Source organism: Devosia sp. 1635 (assembly GCF_013185955.1).
Lineage (GTDB): Bacteria > Pseudomonadota > Alphaproteobacteria > Rhizobiales > Devosiaceae > Devosia.
On the sequence record NZ_JABAOM010000001.1, the window covers coordinates 457,077 to 474,594 of the forward strand.

Genomic DNA, 17,518 nt, shown 5'->3' on the forward strand with positions numbered 1-17,518 from the left:
CATGCTCGACAAAGCCGAATTTCCCCGCGAGCTAAGCGTGCATGTGCTGCTCGACGATGCCCCGCATTACAAGGGCTCGATCCATGATGATGCGGTGGCGCGGGCGCGCGGCTACAAGGCCGCGCTGATCCCCGGCGCCTTTGTCTATGGCCATATCAGCCGGCTCGCGATCGAGGCCTGGGGCATGGCCTGGGCGGAGCGCGGCGCCATGTCGGCGCGCTTCCGCAAGCCGGTCTACAACCACGACGATCTGATCGTTAAGGGCGAGGCGCTGGAGGATGATGGCGAGTTCCTGCGCAGCGCGGTGACCGTGCTGAATGGGGAGGGCGAAACCGTCGCCACCGGCTCCATTGCCCTCGCGCATGTGCCGCAACAGCCGACCCCCGGCCGAGAGTTGAGCTTGCTCCTGCCGCCCCAGGTTGCGCCGGCGGTCAATCCCGGTGAATTGCCGGTGGGCGCGCCGCTGCATAGTCGAAATCGCGTGCTGACTCCCGAAGACGTTGCCATCTCCAAAAGCGCCTTTGCCGAAAACCATCCGCTCTATGCACAAAGCGGCATCGTGCATTCGGGCATGCTGATGCGGCTGGCAATGGGCGACACCAATAGCGGTTGGAAGTTTCCGGCAGCCGTGGTGCTGGTGGAAACCGAAACCCAGCATTTCCGCCCGGTTTACCCCGTCCAGGCCATCCGCACCGCTGGCTGGATCGCCCAGACCTATGAACGCAAGGGCAAGCACTACTTCGTGGCCGAGGAATATTTCCTGGCTGACGGGGAGATCGCGGCGCGCTTCCGGAGAACGCAGATCTATGGCTGAGAACTGGATCGAAACGGTTGAGGGATTGTCGGTCAGCTACACCGCTTCCCCCAGCGCCGAGGATGTGGCGCGCTTTGTCGAGCTGAGCGGGGACGACTATGAGGCCCATACCGATGAGGCCTTCATGGCCGGCTCGCAGTTCGGGCGGCGCATCGCCCATGGCGCATTGCTGGTGGGCTATATGTCGGCCGCCGGCACCAAGGCGATCCGCGCGTCGCAAGGGCGGGGCAACACTACCGTGCCGGTGTCGCTCGGCTATGACCGGATGCGCTTTGTAGGGCCAGTGTTCTTTGGCGATACCATCACCGTGACCTACACGGTAACCGGTGTTGACGCGGAGCGCCGCCGCTCGGTGGCAACGCTCGAAGCGAGCAATCAGGACGGGCAAACCGTGGCTGTGGCCGAGCACATCATGAAGTGGCTGCATCCGGATGCAAACTAGCTGTTCGGGCCGCTTGCATACGGATGCATATAATGTAAGGTGAATGCAACGCATGGATAAGAACGGCACGCCAAGCCGTCGCCATGCCGCAAAGGGAGAAGCCCCATGACTAGAGCGGAGCTGGCCATGCCTGCTCGCGCGCGCGGCTGAGCGATGGAGCGTCAGCCACCCGCCCGCCGCGCCGACTACCGCTGGTTCTGTGTTGTTTCGCTGCGCTGGAACGACATCGACATCTTCGGTCACGTCAACAATGCGCGCTATTACGAGTTCTTCGACACGGCCGTGTTGCAGTTCCTGCACCAGCAAGATTTCGGCATCGGCACGGGCGGAGCGAGCCTGGTCGTGGCTGAAAATGGCTGCCGCTTCGTGCGCGAAATTGTCTTCACCGATCGGCTCGAGATGGGCCTGCGGGTGGAGCATGTCGGCTCCTCCTCCGTGCGCTACGGGCTTGCCGCCTTCACCAACGAGAACGAGACGGCCGTGGCCCAGGGCCACTTCGTCCATGTGTTCGTGGACACCCAAACCAAGCGCCCGGCGCCTTTGCCCGAACCGCTGCGCCAGCATCTGCAATCCATCCACCATCCCGCCTGAAAGATCCGACCGTGGCTACAGCTTCAACCATCAGATCCGTCGATGCCTTCCAGGTTGCCTGGAACCCCGGTGATCCGCCGGGCCGCCGCACCGCCTTTGTGCGCGTCACCACCACCGAGGGGCTGGTGGGCTATGGCGAGGCCTCGCCGATGTATGGCGGCGAGCACTCGCTCTGGGTGTTGCGCGATGCCGCGGACTCGCTGGTGGGGGCCGACGTGCTTGATCATGGCGTGATCTATGACCGCCTGCTGCACCGCTATATCAAGCTGGGGCCCGAAGGGGCGGTCACCGGCGCCTTGGCGGCGCTCGACATTGCGCTTTGGGACCTCAAGGGCAAGCTGTTCAACCAGCCCATCTACAAGCTGCTGGGCGGCGCCTGGCGCACCGAAGTGCCGTTCTATGCCTCGATCGGCGGCAATGCCAATCGTACCGTTGATGAGACGGTGCGGGTGGTCGAACAGCGCTGGCTGGCCGAAAAGCCGGCGGCGATCAAGATCCGCTGGGATGGCGACCGTACCCGGCAGGACTATGACATTCCCGGCGACATCGCCAAGGCCAGGGCCGTGCGTGAACTCGTGGGACCAGACTTCCCGCTCGCCTTTGATGCCAACAACCAATATTCGGTCGGCGGCGCCATCCGGGTCGGTCGCGCCCTCGAAGAGCTGGGCTATGTCTGGTTCGAGGAGCCGGTGCAGCACTACGATGTGCGCGCCATGGGCGAAGTGGCCCAGCGCCTCGACATCACCGTTTCGGCGGCCGAGCAGACCTATACGACCCAGGCCCTTGTCGACATGATCAATGCCGGCGTGCGCATGGTGCAGCCCGATATCGTCAAGATGGGCGGCATCACCGGGCTCATGCAATGCGCCGCCATTGCTTACGCCCATGGCGTGGAACTGGTGCCGCACCAGACTCAGCCTACGATCGGCCACATGGCCAATCTGCATGTGCTCGCGACCATCATGCACCTGACCAAGCCGGCCGAATTCGCCGATCCCGACACCCGCATGTATCCCGGCTTCCGCAATCCGCCCAAGCCGGTGGATGGCAAGTTCCAGATCCCCTCGGCTCCCGGCCTCGGGCTCGAACTGATCGATGCCGAACTCGAACAACGGCGCGTCCGCTAGAGCCGCGCGACCACAAGAACAAGAGGAGACCCCAATGACACTGAACCGCCGCAACTTCCTGGAACTGGCCGCAGCCGGCACCGCGCTTTCCGCGCTGAGCATTTCGGCCGCCCATGCCCAGGGCGACGATACCATCCGCATCGGCATTGCCGCCAACAATCCGCGTCACTCGGACCCCAACCAGACCACGCAAGGGCCGGACAACTGGGCCGTGGAGCAGATGTACGAGCAGCTGGTGCGTCCCGAAGATGGCAAGTTCGCGCTGACGCCGGAGGACTACCAGCCGGTGCTGGCCACCGAATGGACCATGTCCGAGGATGCCAAGACCTGGACCTTCAAGCTGCGCGAGGGCGTGCAGTTCCACCGCGGTTATGGCGAGATGACCGCCGACGACGTGGCGTTCACCTTCCTCAAGGCCAAGGATTTCGGCACTGGCCGGGTGATCTTCGCCAACATCGCCGATGCCGTGGCCAATGGCCCCTATGAAGTGGTGATCAGCCTGCACCAGCCCGATGTCAACTTCCTGGGCACGACGGTCTTCTCGCTCAACGCCAATATCGTGTCCAAGAGGGCTTATGAGGAAATCGGGGTGGAGAAGTTCACCACCGACGCCGTGGGCACCGGACCCTATGAATTGGCCAAGTACGATTCCGAAAGCGGCACCTATCTCAAGCGTTTCGAGGACTATTGGGGCGAGCCGGCCAAGGTCAGCAATATCGAGTGCCTGTATATTGCCGATACCACGGCGCGCACGCTGGCCCTGGTGTCAGGGCAGGTGGACATGATCGAGGCGGTGCGCGCACCAGGCTGGATTGACTCGATCCTGCAGCGCGACCCCAACATGAAGATCGACATGACGGTGCCGGGTTCGTTCAACACCCTTCATGTCAATCTCACCCGCGCGCCCTTTGACAATCTCCTGGTGCGCCAGGCGCTGATGCATGCAATCGATCGCAAGACCGTGGCCGATGCGCTGGCACCTATGGGTGGCGTACTGGTCGGCTTGCAGCCCGACTTCTTCCCGCCCGGGCTCAAGACCGAGGATCTGCCGCCCGAACTGCGCTACGAATATGATCCGGAAAAATCCAAGGCCCTCCTGGCTGAAGCGGGCTTCCCCAACGGGGTGAGCTTTGATGCCCTGTGTAGCCAGCGCGAGGATTATTCCTCGACCATGCTGATCGTGCAGGAGCTGATCCGACCGGCCGGGTTCAACATGAACCTCATTATCGGCGATCACACCGCCTACCACGCCGACAACCGCTCGGACAAAAACACCCTGGCGATGCATGCTTCGAGCTATCCGCCGATTCCGACCCAGATCTACATCCAGCAGCTCTATTCCAAGGCTGAGGTGAAGGCCGATGGCTCGGGCGGCGGCAATTACAGCCATTATGGCGTGGCCATCCCGGGTGTTGATGCACTGCTCGAGCAGGCGCTCAGCGCCACCGACTACGACACCTATCTGCAATTGTGCCGCGAGATCGAGCTGCAGGTGCTGCGCGACCTGCCCCTGATCGGTCTGTCGACACTGTCCTACACCATGGTGCGCAATCCGCGCCTCGACCTCGGCTACGAGGTGGAGAGCGGCTACGCACGGTGGCGACTACATCGCGCCACCAAGGCGTGATCCATGCCGGCGCCGGACCCATCCGGCGCCGTTCAACCAGGGAGGAGGAACCCATGGCTTTGAACAGACGGAGTTTTCTGGAATTAGCGGCAGCCACCACGGCTTTGACAGCCATTGGTGTGCAGGCCAGCCACGCGCAGGACGCCGATACCCTGCGGATCGGCATTGCCGCCAATGGCCCCCGCCACTCGGACCCGAACCTGACCACGCAAGGTTCAGACAACTGGGCCACCGAGCAGATGTATGAGCAACTCGTGCGCCCAGACGATGGGCGGTTTGCGCTGAAACCAGAGGAATACCTGCCTACGCTTGCAACGGAATGGACGCAATCAGAGGATGCCAAATCCTGGACGTTCAAGCTGCGCGAAGGGGTGCAGTTCCACCGCAACTACGGTGAGATGACTTCGGAGGACGTCGTCTTTTCGTTCGAGCGGGCTATCAAGGAAGGCACCAACCGCACCATCCTCTCCAATATCGAGAGCGTTGTCGCGACCGGGCCCTATGAGATCGCCATTACCCTCAAGCAGCCCGATGTGAACCTGCTGGGCACTTCGATCTTCAACAACAACACCTCCATCGTCTCCAAAAAGGCCTATGAGGAAATTGGGGGCGAGGCTTTTGCCACCGATGCGGTGGGCACCGGGCCATACGAGTTGGTGCAGTTCGACCCTGAATTCGGCACCCGCCTCAAGCGCCATGAAGGCTATTGGGGCGACAAGGCCAAAATTGCCAATGTGGAATGCGTTTATATCGCCGACACCACCGCCCGCACCCTGGCGCTGTTGGCTGGCGACGTGGACATTATCGAAGCGGTCCGAGCGCCTGGCTGGATCGACTCCATCCTGCAGCGTGACCCCACGCTCAAGATCGATATGACGACCCCGGGCTCGTTCAACACGCTCCACATCAACCTGACGCGCAAGCCCTTCGACAATCTGCTGGTCCGCCAAGCGTTGATGCATGCGATCGACCGCCCGGCGGTTGCCGCGGCACTGGCGCCGATGGGTGGGGTCATGGCGGGCCTGCAGCCCGATTTCTTCCCCGCCGGCTTCAAGACCGAGGATTTGCCGGCAGAGCTGCAATATCCCTACGACCCCGAAAAATCCAAGGCATTGCTGGCCGAGGCCGGTTTCCCCAATGGCATCAGCTTTGACTCGCTGTGCTCGCAGCGGGAGGATTATTCCTCGACCATGCTGATCGTGCAGGAGCTGATCCGCCCGGCCGGGTTCAACATGAACCTCATCATCGGCGATCACACCGCTTATCACGCCGATAATCGCTCGGACAAAAACACCCTGGCGATGCACTCCTCCAGCTATCCGCCGATCCCGACCCAGATCTATTTCCAGCAGCTGGCCTCGGCTTCGGAAGTGAAGTCGGACGGCTCAGGCGGGGGCAATTACAGCCATTATGGCGTGGCCATGCCCGGCATCGACGACCTCCTGAACCAGGCGCTGACCGCTTCGGATTACGAGACCTATCTAGACCTGTGCAAGCAGATCGAGCTGCAGGTACTGCGTGACCTGCCCCTGATCGGGCTCTCGACGCTGGGCTTTACGGCGGTGCGCTCGGCCAAGGTCGACCTCGGCTATGAGGTCGAGAGCGGCTATGCGCGCTGGCGCTTCCACCGCGCGACCAAGACGGTCTAACCCAATCCCCTATCCGGGCTCCCGACGGGAGCCCGGCCACTCCAAGGCGGTGCACTCATGGCCAGATATCTGCTTCTTCGATTGGGCGATGCCATCCCAACCCTGTTCCTGGTGTTGACCCTGGTCTTTATCGCCATGCGCATCCTGCCGGGTGATCCCGCGCTCGCCGCGTTGGGTGACGCGGCCTTGCCCGAACAACTGGCTGAGTTCCGGGAGCGCATGGGCCTCAATGTCCCGCTCTGGCAGCAATATTTCAATTTCCTCGGCGGCGTGCTGACGCTCGATTTCGGCCGCTCGCTCCTGTCCAACACGCCCGTGCTGACGCTGATTGCGCAGAACCTGCCCTATACGATCGAGCTGACCCTTGCCGCGATGGCCATGGGCATCGTCGCCGGCATTCCTATGGGCGTTTTGGCCGCCACCAATCGCAACAAGCTCCCCGACACTGGCGTGCGCCTGTTTTCACTGATCGGCTACGCCATTCCGGACTTTTTCCTCGGGGCGCTGTTGCTGATCACCTTTGCGCTCAATCTGGGCTGGTTCCCGATCAATGGCGCAGGCACTGATTTTGCCAGCCGCATGCACCATATCTTCCTGCCGGCGCTGACCCTCGCCTTCGTCAAGGCCGCGTTTCTCGGCCGGCTGACGCGAACGAGCCTGCTCGAAGTGCTGGGCAAGGACTATGTGCGCACCGCCCGCGCCAAGGGCGCCCGCGAAAAGCGGGTGATCTATAATCACGGGCTGCGCAACGCCATGCTGCCTATCACCACCGGGCTGGGCCTCAGCCTGCTCTCGACGCTCTCGGGCTCGGTCGCGGTGGAGCTGGTGTTCAACCGCCCGGGTATCGGGCGCCTCTTGATCGATGCCATCGCGCAGCGCGATTACGCGGTGATCCAGGGCGGCGTGCTGGTCTTTGCGGTTTTCGTGGTCCTCATCAACCTCCTGATGGACCTTGTTTATGTCGTCGTCGATCCTCGTGTGCGGGTGAGCTGATATGACTGTCGTAACCAACGATCCCGTTCGCCTCGCTCCCGCGCAGCCCAATGCCTTCCAGAAAGTGGGCAAGCTGCTGTTCGGGCGCATCGAAACGACGCTCGCCACCATCATGATCGGCATTTTCATCCTGGTGGCGCTGCTCGCGCCGTGGCTCGCGCCCTATGATCCGCTGGCGCAGTCGATCCTCAAAATCAACCGGCTGCCCAGCGCCGAGAATTGGCTCGGCACCGACCAGTTCGGCCGCGATGTGCTCAGCCGCCTCATCTATGGTTCGCGCAATTCGCTGCTGTTCGGCTTCATCTCGCCGGTGCTGGCTGCCTTGTTCGGCACCCTGCTGGGCGTGACGGCCGGCTATTTCGGGGGCATCACCGACCGGCTGATTTCGCGTGTGATCGATCTCTTGCTGGCCTTCCCCGAATTGCTGCTGGCGATCCTGATCGCAGCCGTGCTCGGGGGCGGGTTCTGGAACATCATCGCGGTGATCACCGTGGCCTTCATTCCCGGCTTTGCCCGTGTCGCGCGCGCCCAGACGCTCTCGATCAAGCAGGAGCCCTTTGTGGAATCGGCCATCGCTGTTGGCGTGCGCACCCCGGTGATCATCATCCGCCACATCATCCCCAATATCATGGCTCCGATCGTGGCGCTGATGACGCTGTGGGTAGCCTCGGCCATCCGCATCGAGGCCTCGCTGAGCTTTCTGGGCATCGGCACGCGCGCGCCCAATCCGAGCTGGGGCAACATCATCCGCGATGGCCTCAATAGCCTCTTTGGTTCGCCGTGGCCGATCATCGGCGCCGGCGTCGCCATTACGCTCGTGGTTCTGTCCTTCAACCTGGTCGGCGACGCGATCCGCGATGCGCTCGACCCCTCGACCGCCCGATAGGAGAAATCATGGCCAATACGGGTGCTCTTGCTGTTGAACGCGTCGTGCCCGATCCCGCGGCCGAGTCGGTGCTGTCCGTGCGGGATCTGCGCACATCCTTTCTGACCTCCAACGGGTGGGTGGAGATTGTTAAAGGCCTCTCCTTTGACATCGGGGCCGAGGAAACGGTCGCCGTGGTCGGGGAATCCGGTTCGGGCAAGTCGGTGACGGCGCTTACGATCATGCGCCTGCTTGATCCGGCCGCGAGCCGCGTCGAAGGCTCGGTGCAGTTGGAGGGTCGTGAACTCCTGACACTGCCGCCAGCGGAGATCCGCACTGTGCGCGGACGGCAGATGGGCATGATCTTCCAGGAGGCCATGACCAGCCTCAATCCGCTCCAGACCGTGGGCAACCAGATCGCCGAAGTGCTGACCATCCATGGTCAGTATTCGGGACAGGCGGCGATGCAGGAAGCGTTGCGGCTGCTCGAGCGGGTGCGCATCCCGGGGGCCGCGTCTCGCCTCAAGGATTATCCCCATTCGCTTTCGGGCGGCATGCGTCAGCGCGTGATGATCGCCATGGCGCTGGCCTGCAAGCCCAAGCTGCTGATCGCCGACGAGCCCACGACCGCGCTCGACGTCACCATCCAGGCTCAGATCCTGCAGCTGATCAAGCAGCTGCAAAAGGAAGAAGGCATGGGCGTGCTGTTCATCACCCATGACATGGGCGTGGTGGCCGAAGTGGCCGACCGCACCGTGGTGATGCTGGAAGGGCGCGCGGTGGAGTCGGACACCACCGAAGCCATCTTTGCCCGCGCGCAAAACCCCTACACCCGCGCCCTGATCGCCGCGGTGCCCAAGCTGGGCGAGGGCAGTGAACACGGGCCGCAGCATTTTCCCATTCTCGATCGCGCCACCGGTGTGATCGTGCCGGGTCGGCAGCGTCCCGATACGGTGCGCCGTGACGCCGAGCCGGTGTTGCGGGTGCGCGAACTGGTCAAGCGCTTCGATATCCCGGGGGGCCTATTTGGTGGGCCAACGGGCCGCGTTCATGCCGTCGAAAAGGTGAGCTTTGATCTGCGCGGCGGGGAAACGCTCTCGCTGGTAGGGGAATCGGGTTGCGGCAAGTCCACCACCGGCCGGGCAATCATGCGCCTCATCGAGCCGCAAAGTGGGGAGATCAGCATCGGCGGCACCGATATCCGCGCGCTCGACAAGGAGCGGATGCGCGGCATGCGCCGGCATATCCAGATGATCTTCCAGGATCCCTATGCCAGCCTTAATCCGCGCATCACCGTGGGCGATGCCATTGCCGAGCCCTTCCTGACCCACAAGCTGGGCACCAAGGCCCAGGCGCGCGACAAAACCATGGACCTGCTCAAGCGGGTCGGGCTCACCCCGGAAATGGCCAACCGCTATCCCGCGCAGTTTTCGGGGGGGCAGCGCCAGCGCATCTGCATCGCCCGGGCGCTGTCGCTCGAGCCCAAGGTGATCGTGGCCGATGAAAGCGTTTCGGCGCTGGACGTCTCGATCAAGGCGCAGGTGGTCAATCTGATGATGGACCTGCAGGAGCAGTTCGGGCTGTCCTACCTCTTCATCTCCCACGACATGGCCGTAGTGGAGCGCATCAGCCACCAGGTGGCAGTGATGTATCTCGGCGAGATCGTCGAGAAGGGTCCGGTCGCGGCCGTGTTCGGCAATCCGCAGCACCCCTATACCAAGCGCCTGATGGCGGCCGTGCCCGTCCCCGATCCTGCCCGCCGCTTGCAGGTGCGCCCCGTCAACAATGACGAGATCAAAAGCCCGCTGCGTCCGGTGGATTTCGAGCCACCCAAGCGGGAATACCGGGAAATCTCACCCGGCCATATCGTGCAGATCTGGGGCGATGACTGGAAGGTCTAGCGCCTTCTTCGTCCCCCGGCACCGAACAACAAGGATGTTTTCATGAGTTTTCAGGCCCTCGTCACTGACCGCAGCGCTGATGGGAAGGTTTCCTCGGCGCTCCAGACGCTCACCGACAATCGCTTGCCCCAAGGCAATGTCACTGTGGATGTCGATTGGGCCGGGCTCAACTACAAGGACGGGCTGTGCCTGACCGGGGCAGGGGGGCTGGTGCGCAACTATCCCCATGTGGCGGGTATCGATTTTGCCGGTACCGTGCGTGACAGCGAAGACAGCCGCTACAAGGCGGGCGACCCCGTGGTGCTGACCGGCTGGCGCGTGGGCGAAGCCCATTGGGGCGGCTATGCCCAGCGCGCCCGCGTCAATGCCGATTGGCTGGTGCCGCTACCCAAAGGACTGACGACGCGCGACGCCATGATCGTGGGCACGGCCGGGCTCACCGCCATGCTCGCCATCAACCGGCTGGAAGCGGCGGGGCTAAAGCCGGACGCCGGCGAAGTTCTGGTCACCGGCGCGGCCGGCGGCGTGGGGACCGTGGCGCTGTCGCTGCTGGGTAAGTTGGGCTACACGGCCGTGGCGCTGTCGGGCCGGCCCGAGCATGGCGACAGCCTCAAGGCGCTGGGCGCCGCCAGCATCCTGGCGCGCGACGAATTCCTCGCCCAGCCCGACAAACCGCTGGAATCGGCGCGTTGGGCAGCGGCCATCGACAATGTCGGCGGCCCCATTCTCGGCAAGCTGCTCAAGCAGGTCAAATATGGTGGCGCGGTTGCCGCGATCGGCAATGCGGCCGGCATCGAGCTCAACACCAATGTGCTGCCCTTCATCCTGCGTGCCGTGTCGCTGCTGGGCATCGACAGCGTCATGCAGCCCTATGAGGCGCGCATCGCGGCCTGGTCCCGCATCGCCGAGACCCTTGATCTGACCGCCTATGGCGCCATGGTCGAGGAGATCGGGCTCGACGGGCTGCCCGACGCGGCCGGGCGGATCCTTGCCGGCCAGGTCAAGGGCCGCGTTCTGGTGCGGACCCGCTGATCGATGACCCTGGTTATCGCCCACCAATACGGCGAGCGGCTGGCCGCTTCGGTGGCCGCCGAACTGCCCCAAGGCGTGCGCTTTGACGCCCTAGAGCCGACGCCGCACACCGCTTGGCAGGTGCCGCCTGAGGCTGACGTGCTGCTAGTCAGCCAGGACAGCGCCGCCGTAGGCCTCCATCCCGGCATGCCTGAGCCCGCCGGCTGGCCGTTCAATTTGCGCTGGGTGCATCTGCGCTCCACCGGCATCGACAAATACCCGGCCTGGGTGTTTGCCGTGCCAAAGGTGACGGTGAGCCGGGGCACTTCGGCTGTGCCGATCTCGGAATATGTGCTGGCTGCCATGCTGAGCGTCGCCAAGCGCATTCCCGAGATCTGGACCGATGCGCGCAGTGTCTGGCGGCACCACAAGCTCGGCGAGTTGCATGGCAGCACGCTGGGGATCATCGGCTTTGGCGAGATCGGCCGGGCGGTCGCCGAGCGGGCGCTGCCTTTTGGCATGACGGTGCTCGCGACCCGCCGCTCGCCTGGGCCCAGCGGCATGGATGGCGTCGAGATTGTTTCGCTTCCAGATCTCCTTGGCCGCGCTGACCATATTGCCCTTTGCGCGCCGCTGACGCCGCAAACCCGCGGCATGCTCGATGCAGACGCCTTTGCCGCGCTCAAGCCCGGCGCCCATCTCATCAACATCGGCCGGGGCGCGGTGATCGACACCGACGCACTGCGCGCCGCACTGGATGGCCCGCTGGCCTGCGCCACGCTCGATGTCACCGATCCCGAGCCGCCGCCCGAGGGCCACTGGCTCTACACCCATCCCCGGGTGCGGCTGTCTCCGCATATTTCGGGCAGTTCGCCCGAGAGTAATCGCCGCACCACGGCGTTCTTCATCGCCAATCTGGAGCGGTTCATGCGCGGGCAGGACCTCGAAGGTGTGGTCGACCCGTCCGAGCGCTACTGAGCGCCAGCCCGCTTATTCCCTTTCTCCCTTCCACAAGGATGCACCATGCCCCAATGGCTCAAGCGCGGAAAAAATGTTGAGGAGCGCGCCGCCGCCGATCGGCAGGTGCGCGCCACAGTTGAAACCATTCTGGCCGATATCGAAGGGCGCGGCGATGCGGCCGTGCGCGAACTGTCAGCGCGCTTCGACAACTGGGATCGGCCCGATTTCCGCCTGGCCCCGGCCGAGATCGACGCCTGCCTCGCCCAGTTGACGCCGCAAGACCTGCACGACATCGAATTTGCCCAGACCCAGGTGCGCAACTTCGCCCAAAAGCAGCGCGCGACCTTGCAAGATCTCGAAGTGGAAACCCTGCCGGGCGTGACGCTGGGGCATCGGCATGTGCCCATCAACGCGGTGGGCTGTTATGTGCCGGGCGGCAAATATCCGCTGCTCGCCTCTGCGCATATGTCGGTGATAACGGCCAAGGTCGCTGGTTGCGAGCGCGTCATCACCTGCGCGCCCCCGTTCAACGGCAAGCCCGCACCCGCCATTGTCGCCGCCCAGCACATGGCCGGCGCCGACGAGATCTATGTTCTGGGGGGCATCCAGGCCATTGGCGCCATGGCTATCGGCACGCAAAGCATCGATCCCGTCGACATGCTGGTGGGGCCGGGCAATGCCTTTGTCGCCGAAGCCAAGCGCCAGCTTTATGGCCGGGTCGGCATCGACCTGTTTGCCGGGCCGACCGAAACCCTGATCATCGCCGACGACACGGTGGATGGCGAAATCTGCGCCACGGATCTCTTGGGCCAGGCCGAGCATGGCCCGACCTCGCCCGCGATCCTCCTCACCAATTCCGAACAGCTCGCCCGCGACACGATGCGGGAAATCGAGCGCCTGCTCGCCATTCTCCCAACCGGGGAAGTCGCGCGCCAATCCTGGACCGATTTCGGCGAGGTGATCGTTTGCGAGAGCTACGAGGAAATGCTCGCCCAAGCTGACCGCATTGCTTCCGAGCATGTTCAGGTGATGACCGATCGGGACCTGTGGTTCCGCGATCATATCAGCAATTACGGCGCCCTGTTTCTGGGCCCGCGCACCAATGTTGCCTATGGCGACAAGGTGATCGGCACCAACCATACCCTGCCCACCATGAAGGCGGCGCGCTATACCGGGGGCCTATGGGTGGGCAAGTTCCTCAAGACCTGCACCTGGCAGCAGGTCACCACGGACGAGGCCTCGGCAGCCATCGGGGAATATGGCTCGCGCCTTTCCATGCTGGAGGGTTTTGTGGGTCACGCCGAGCAAGCCAATTTGCGCGTCAGGCGTTATGGTGGGCGCAATCTGCCCTACGGCACTGCCGCAGCGCCGCGCACTCAAGCAGCCGAGTAAGCCATGAAAGCCGTTATTGCCGAACTTGAAGCCAAGCGGGCTGGAGCCAGACTGGGAGGCGGGCAAAAGCGCATCGACACCCAGCACGGCAAGGGCAAGCTGACGGCGCGCGAACGGCTCGATGTGCTGCTCGATCCCGGCAGTTTCGAAGAATACGACATGTTCGTCACCCATCGCGCCACCGAGTTCGGCATCGGGGAAACCGTGATCCCGGGCGATGGCGTGGTGACGGGCTGGGGCACGATCGAGGGGCGCCTCGTTTATGTGTTTTCCCAGGATTTCACCGTCTTTGGCGGCTCCCTGTCGGAAACCCATGCCGAAAAGATCTGCAAGATCATGGATCTGGCCATGCAGAACGGCGCGCCGCTAATCGGGCTCAACGACAGCGGCGGCGCCCGCATCCAGGAAGGCGTGGCCTCGCTGGGCGGTTATGCCGATGTGTTCTGGCGCAATGTGCAGGCTTCGGGCGCCATTCCCCAGATCTCGGTGATCATGGGGCCCTGCGCGGGCGGGGCGGTCTATTCCCCGGCGATGACCGACTTCATCTATATGGTCAAGGACACCAGCTATATGTTCGTGACCGGCCCCGACGTGGTCAAGACCGTCACCAATGAAAGCGTGACCCAGGAAGAGCTGGGTGGCGCTTCCACCCACACCAGAATTTCCTCAGTGGCCGATGCGGCCTTCGAGAACGACATCGAAACCCTGCTTGAAGTGCGTCGCCTCTTCGGCTTCCTGCCGCTGGCGGCCGGGCAGAAGCCGCCGCGCCGCCCGACCATGGATCCGCTCAACCGCGACGATCTTTCGCTCGATACGATCATTCCAGACAGCGCCAACCAGCCCTATGACATGCGCGAAGTGATCGAGAAGGTTGCCGATGAGGGCGATTTCCTCGAGATCGGCAAGGATCACGCCGGCAATATCCTCTGCGGCTTTATCCGGCTCGATGGCCATCCGGTGGGGGTGGTGGCCAACCAGCCGCTGGTGCTCGCGGGGTGCCTCGATATTTCAGCCAGCAAGAAGGCCGCCCGGTTCATTCGCTTCTGCGACTGCTTTGAAATCCCCGTGCTCACCTTTGTCGATGTGCCCGGCTTTTTGCCGGGCGTGGCGCAGGAATATGGCGGCATCATCAAGCATGGCGCTAAGCTGTTGTTCGCCTATGCCGAAGCCACGGTGCCGCTCGTCACCGTCATCACCCGCAAAGCCTATGGCGGGGCCTATGACGTGATGGCGAGCAAGCACATCAAGGCCGATGTGAACTATGCCTGGCCCTCGGCGGAAATCGCGGTGATGGGAGCCAAGGGCGCAACGGAAATCCTTTATCGCTCGGAGCTGGGGGACAAGGAGAAGATCGCCCAGCGCACGGCCGACTACGAAGCGCGCTTCGCCAACCCTTTCGTCGCCGCCGAACGCGGCTTCATCGACGACGTCATCATGCCCCACGGCACCAGGCGGCGCGTGATCCGGGCGTTTTCGACATTGAGGCACAAACAGAGCCATGCGCCCAAGAAAAAGCACGGGAATATTCCGCTGTGAGGGGGGAACACCGGCGCGGCTCCCTCCCCCTCGCGGGGAGGGACGGGGTGGGGGGATGGATGGCCAAGCATCTCGCAAGGAAGCTCCGGCGCAACGCCACTTATGCCGAGCAGGATTTTTGGCAACTGACCTGGTCGCTGCGGCAGGCCGGCTGGCCATTTCGACGCCAGCAATTGCTGGGCAGCTACTATGTTGACTTCGCCTGCCTCAAAGCCGGTTTGGTCGTGGAGATCGATGGCGACACCCATGGATCCGACCGGGCGCAGGCAAAGGACGCGGTGCGCGATGACTATCTACGGGGCCGGGGTTTTACGGTTCTGCGGTTTACCAACGATGAGGTGACCAGCAATCCCGATGGTGTGTTCCAGGTCCTGAGTTCTTTTCTCGAAACCTTGCCATCCAGCCCCCCACCCCAGCCCTCCCCGCGTGGGGGAGGGAGCCCCGCCGGTGCACTGGACGGCCCACGCATGACTTCTGATGAGGACCAGCAATGACCATCACCAAACTCCTCATTGCCAATCGGGGCGAGATTGCTTGTCGGGTGATCCGGACGGCAAAGCGGATGGGGATCGCGACGGTTGCGGTTTATTCCGATGCGGACCGTGATGCCCTACATGTGCAGATGGCCGATGAGGCCGTGCATATCGGGCCGTCGCCGGCGCGGGACTCTTATCTCCAGATCGACAAGATCATCGGGGCCTGCCGCCAGACCGGGGCGCAGGCGGTGCATCCCGGCTATGGGTTCTTGTCGGAAAATCCGCGTTTTGCCCAGGCGCTGGAAGCGGCAGGGATCATCTTTGTCGGCCCGCCGGTCCGCGCGATCGAGGCGATGGGTGACAAGATCACGTCCAAGAAGCTCGCAGCCGAGGCAGGGGTGTCAACCGTGCCCGGGCATATGGGGCTGATCGAGGATGCCGAGGAGGCGGTCTCGATCAGCCAGTCCATCGGCTACCCGGTGATGATCAAGGCTTCAGCGGGCGGCGGCGGCAAGGGCATGCGTATTGCCTGGACCGATGCCGAAGCGCGTGAAGGCTTTGAGCGGAGCAAGTCAGAGGCGGCCTCATCCTTTGGCGATGATCGCATCTTCATCGAGAAATTCGTCACCGAACCGCGCCACATCGAGATCCAGCTGATCGGCGACAGCCACGGCAATGTGCTTTATCTCAACGAGCGGGAATGCTCGATCCAGCGACGCAACCAGAAGGTGATCGAGGAGGCGCCATCGCCCTTTCTCGACGAAGCGACGCGCCGGGCCATGGGCGAGCAGTCGGTCGCGCTGGCAAAGGCGGTGGGCTATACCAGCGCCGGCACGGTGGAGTTCATCGTCGATGCCGAGCGCAATTTCTATTTTCTCGAGATGAACACCCGCCTGCAGGTGGAACATCCCGTCACCGAGCTGATCACCGGCCTCGATCTGGTGGAACTGATGCTGCGCGTGGCGGATGGCGTAGCGCTGCCCCTGACGCAGGCCGAGGTCCAGCGGAACGGCTGGGCCATCGAATCGCGCCTCTACGCGGAGGATCCCTATCGCAATTTCCTGCCCTCGACCGGGCGGCTGACACGCTATCGCCCGCCCGCCCAGAGCCACGCGCCCGATCTGGTGGTGCGCAACGACACGGGCGTGTTCGAAGGCGGGGTAATCTCGACCTTTTACGATCCCATGATCGCCAAGCTGTGTACCTGGGCGCCCACACGCCTGCAGGCCGTAGAAGCCATGGCGGTGGCCCTCGACAGTTTCGAGGTCGAAGGGGTGGGCAACAACCTGCCGTTTCTGTCAACGGTGATGGACCAGGAGCGCTTCCGCGAGGGGCGGCTGACCACCGGCTATATTGCCGAGGAATTTCCGGACGGTTTTACTGGCGCGCAATTGCCACGCGGCCGGCTGATTGAGGTGGCGGCAGCGGCGGCCATGCTGCGGCTGACCGAGGAGGACCGCAAGGGGCTCGTGTCCCATTCCCCCATTGGCGGGGCGGTGGAAGTCTATGGCGAATGGGTGGTGGTGATCGAGGGCGAACAGGTGCCCGTCAAGCTGCACCGCCTCGATCCGGCCGGCAGCTGGGAGCTTAACCTCTTTGATACGGCGCTGACCGCCGCACGCTTTGCCTGGCAGCCCGGCGACAGTCTTGCGACCATTGAGTGGTCGACCGGCGAAACGGCAGTGCTCAAGGTCGAGCCCACCACATCGGGGGCGCGCATCCGCTATCGGGGGGCCGACCTCAAGCTTTTGGTGCTGCCGCCCCATGTCGCGGCCCTGCTCAAATACATGCCCGTCAAGACGCCGCCCGATATGAGCCGGTATCTCCTCTGCCCCATGCCCGGCCAGGTCGTCCGGATTGATGTGGCCGAGGGCGAGGTGGTGGAGGACGGCCAAACTCTGGCCATTGTCGAGGCGATGAAGATGGAGAACGTGCTCCGAGCCGAAAAGCGCGCCCGGGTGAGCAAAATCCACGCCGCCCCCGGCGCGGTGCTGGCCGTGGATGCGGTGATCATGGAATTCGAGGCGGTGTGATGCACATGCAGCCCTGGACTGCACCGCTGCCGCCGCTGTCGCCTCCCTCCCCCTTGAGGGGAGGGAATGAGGGAGGGGGTCGTTCCGTGATGAACCGAAGG

At 63.6% G+C, this 17,518-nt stretch carries 15 protein-coding genes; all 15 read left to right on the forward strand.

Annotation, left to right across the window (positions count from 1 at the left end; genetic code table 11):
• The first annotated feature begins 1 nt into the window (after position 1).
• The 15 genes from HRU92_RS02275 (at position 2) to HRU92_RS02345 (ending at position 17,417) form a co-directional block, all read left to right on the forward strand.
• Positions 2–814: a MaoC family dehydratase gene (locus tag HRU92_RS02275; protein ID WP_172122842.1), complete on the forward strand. Its 813-nt coding sequence runs from the start codon at positions 2–4 to the stop codon at positions 812–814.
• Complete coding sequence (locus tag HRU92_RS02280) at positions 807–1,256, forward strand: MaoC/PaaZ C-terminal domain-containing protein (protein ID WP_172122843.1); 450 nt, start codon at positions 807–809, stop codon at positions 1,254–1,256. Before HRU92_RS02275 ends, HRU92_RS02280 begins: the two co-directional genes overlap by 8 nt.
• A 153-nt stretch (positions 1,257–1,409) precedes the next feature.
• Positions 1,410–1,847, forward strand: a complete 438-nt coding sequence (locus HRU92_RS02285) for a thioesterase family protein (RefSeq protein ID WP_127752459.1) — start codon at positions 1,410–1,412, stop codon at positions 1,845–1,847.
• Positions 1,848–1,858: 11 nt separating this feature from the next.
• Positions 1,859–2,974: a mandelate racemase/muconate lactonizing enzyme family protein gene (locus HRU92_RS02290; protein WP_172122844.1), complete on the forward strand. Its 1,116-nt coding sequence runs from the start codon at positions 1,859–1,861 to the stop codon at positions 2,972–2,974.
• Positions 2,975–3,008: 34 nt separating this feature from the next.
• Entirely contained in the window at positions 3,009–4,601 is a 1,593-nt protein-coding gene (locus HRU92_RS02295) for an ABC transporter substrate-binding protein (protein WP_172122845.1), read from the forward strand.
• Between the two features lie 53 nt (positions 4,602–4,654).
• Positions 4,655–6,250 carry an ABC transporter substrate-binding protein gene (locus HRU92_RS02300; RefSeq protein WP_172122846.1) on the forward strand — a complete coding sequence of 532 codons (1,596 nt, stop codon included), beginning with the start codon at positions 4,655–4,657 and terminating at the stop codon, positions 6,248–6,250.
• A gap of 57 nt (positions 6,251–6,307) precedes the next feature.
• On the forward strand, positions 6,308–7,243 hold the full coding sequence (locus tag HRU92_RS02305; protein ID WP_172122847.1) for an ABC transporter permease: 936 nt from the start codon (positions 6,308–6,310) through the stop codon (positions 7,241–7,243).
• 1 nt (position 7,244) lies between these two features.
• A complete protein-coding gene (locus HRU92_RS02310) occupies positions 7,245–8,129 on the forward strand; it encodes an ABC transporter permease (protein WP_172122848.1) in 885 nt (294 codons plus the stop codon).
• Positions 8,130–8,137: 8 nt separating this feature from the next.
• The gene (locus HRU92_RS02315) at positions 8,138–10,009 is read left to right on the forward strand and encodes an ABC transporter ATP-binding protein (protein WP_172122849.1); all 1,872 of its coding nucleotides are present in this window, start codon (positions 8,138–8,140) and stop codon (positions 10,007–10,009) included.
• 42 nt (positions 10,010–10,051) lie between these two features.
• Positions 10,052–11,041 carry an oxidoreductase gene (locus HRU92_RS02320; protein WP_172122850.1) on the forward strand — a complete coding sequence of 330 codons (990 nt, stop codon included), beginning with the start codon at positions 10,052–10,054 and terminating at the stop codon, positions 11,039–11,041.
• Between the two features lie 3 nt (positions 11,042–11,044).
• Positions 11,045–11,998 carry an NAD(P)-dependent oxidoreductase gene (locus HRU92_RS02325; RefSeq protein WP_172122851.1) on the forward strand — a complete coding sequence of 318 codons (954 nt, stop codon included), beginning with the start codon at positions 11,045–11,047 and terminating at the stop codon, positions 11,996–11,998.
• Between the two features lie 45 nt (positions 11,999–12,043).
• Positions 12,044–13,372 carry a histidinol dehydrogenase gene (hisD, locus tag HRU92_RS02330; RefSeq protein ID WP_172122852.1) on the forward strand — a complete coding sequence of 443 codons (1,329 nt, stop codon included), beginning with the start codon at positions 12,044–12,046 and terminating at the stop codon, positions 13,370–13,372.
• Between the two features lie 3 nt (positions 13,373–13,375).
• Positions 13,376–14,908, forward strand: a complete 1,533-nt coding sequence (locus HRU92_RS02335; RefSeq protein WP_172122853.1) for an acyl-CoA carboxylase subunit beta — start codon at positions 13,376–13,378, stop codon at positions 14,906–14,908.
• A gap of 59 nt (positions 14,909–14,967) precedes the next feature.
• Positions 14,968–15,402 (forward strand): DUF559 domain-containing protein, encoded by a 435-nt coding sequence (locus HRU92_RS02340; protein WP_172122854.1) that lies wholly within the window; start codon positions 14,968–14,970, stop codon positions 15,400–15,402.
• A complete protein-coding gene (locus HRU92_RS02345) occupies positions 15,399–17,417 on the forward strand; it encodes an acetyl/propionyl/methylcrotonyl-CoA carboxylase subunit alpha (protein WP_172122855.1) in 2,019 nt (672 codons plus the stop codon). The genes HRU92_RS02340 and HRU92_RS02345 overlap by 4 nt, the downstream gene beginning before the upstream one ends.
• The last annotated feature ends 101 nt before the right edge of the window (positions 17,418–17,518 follow it).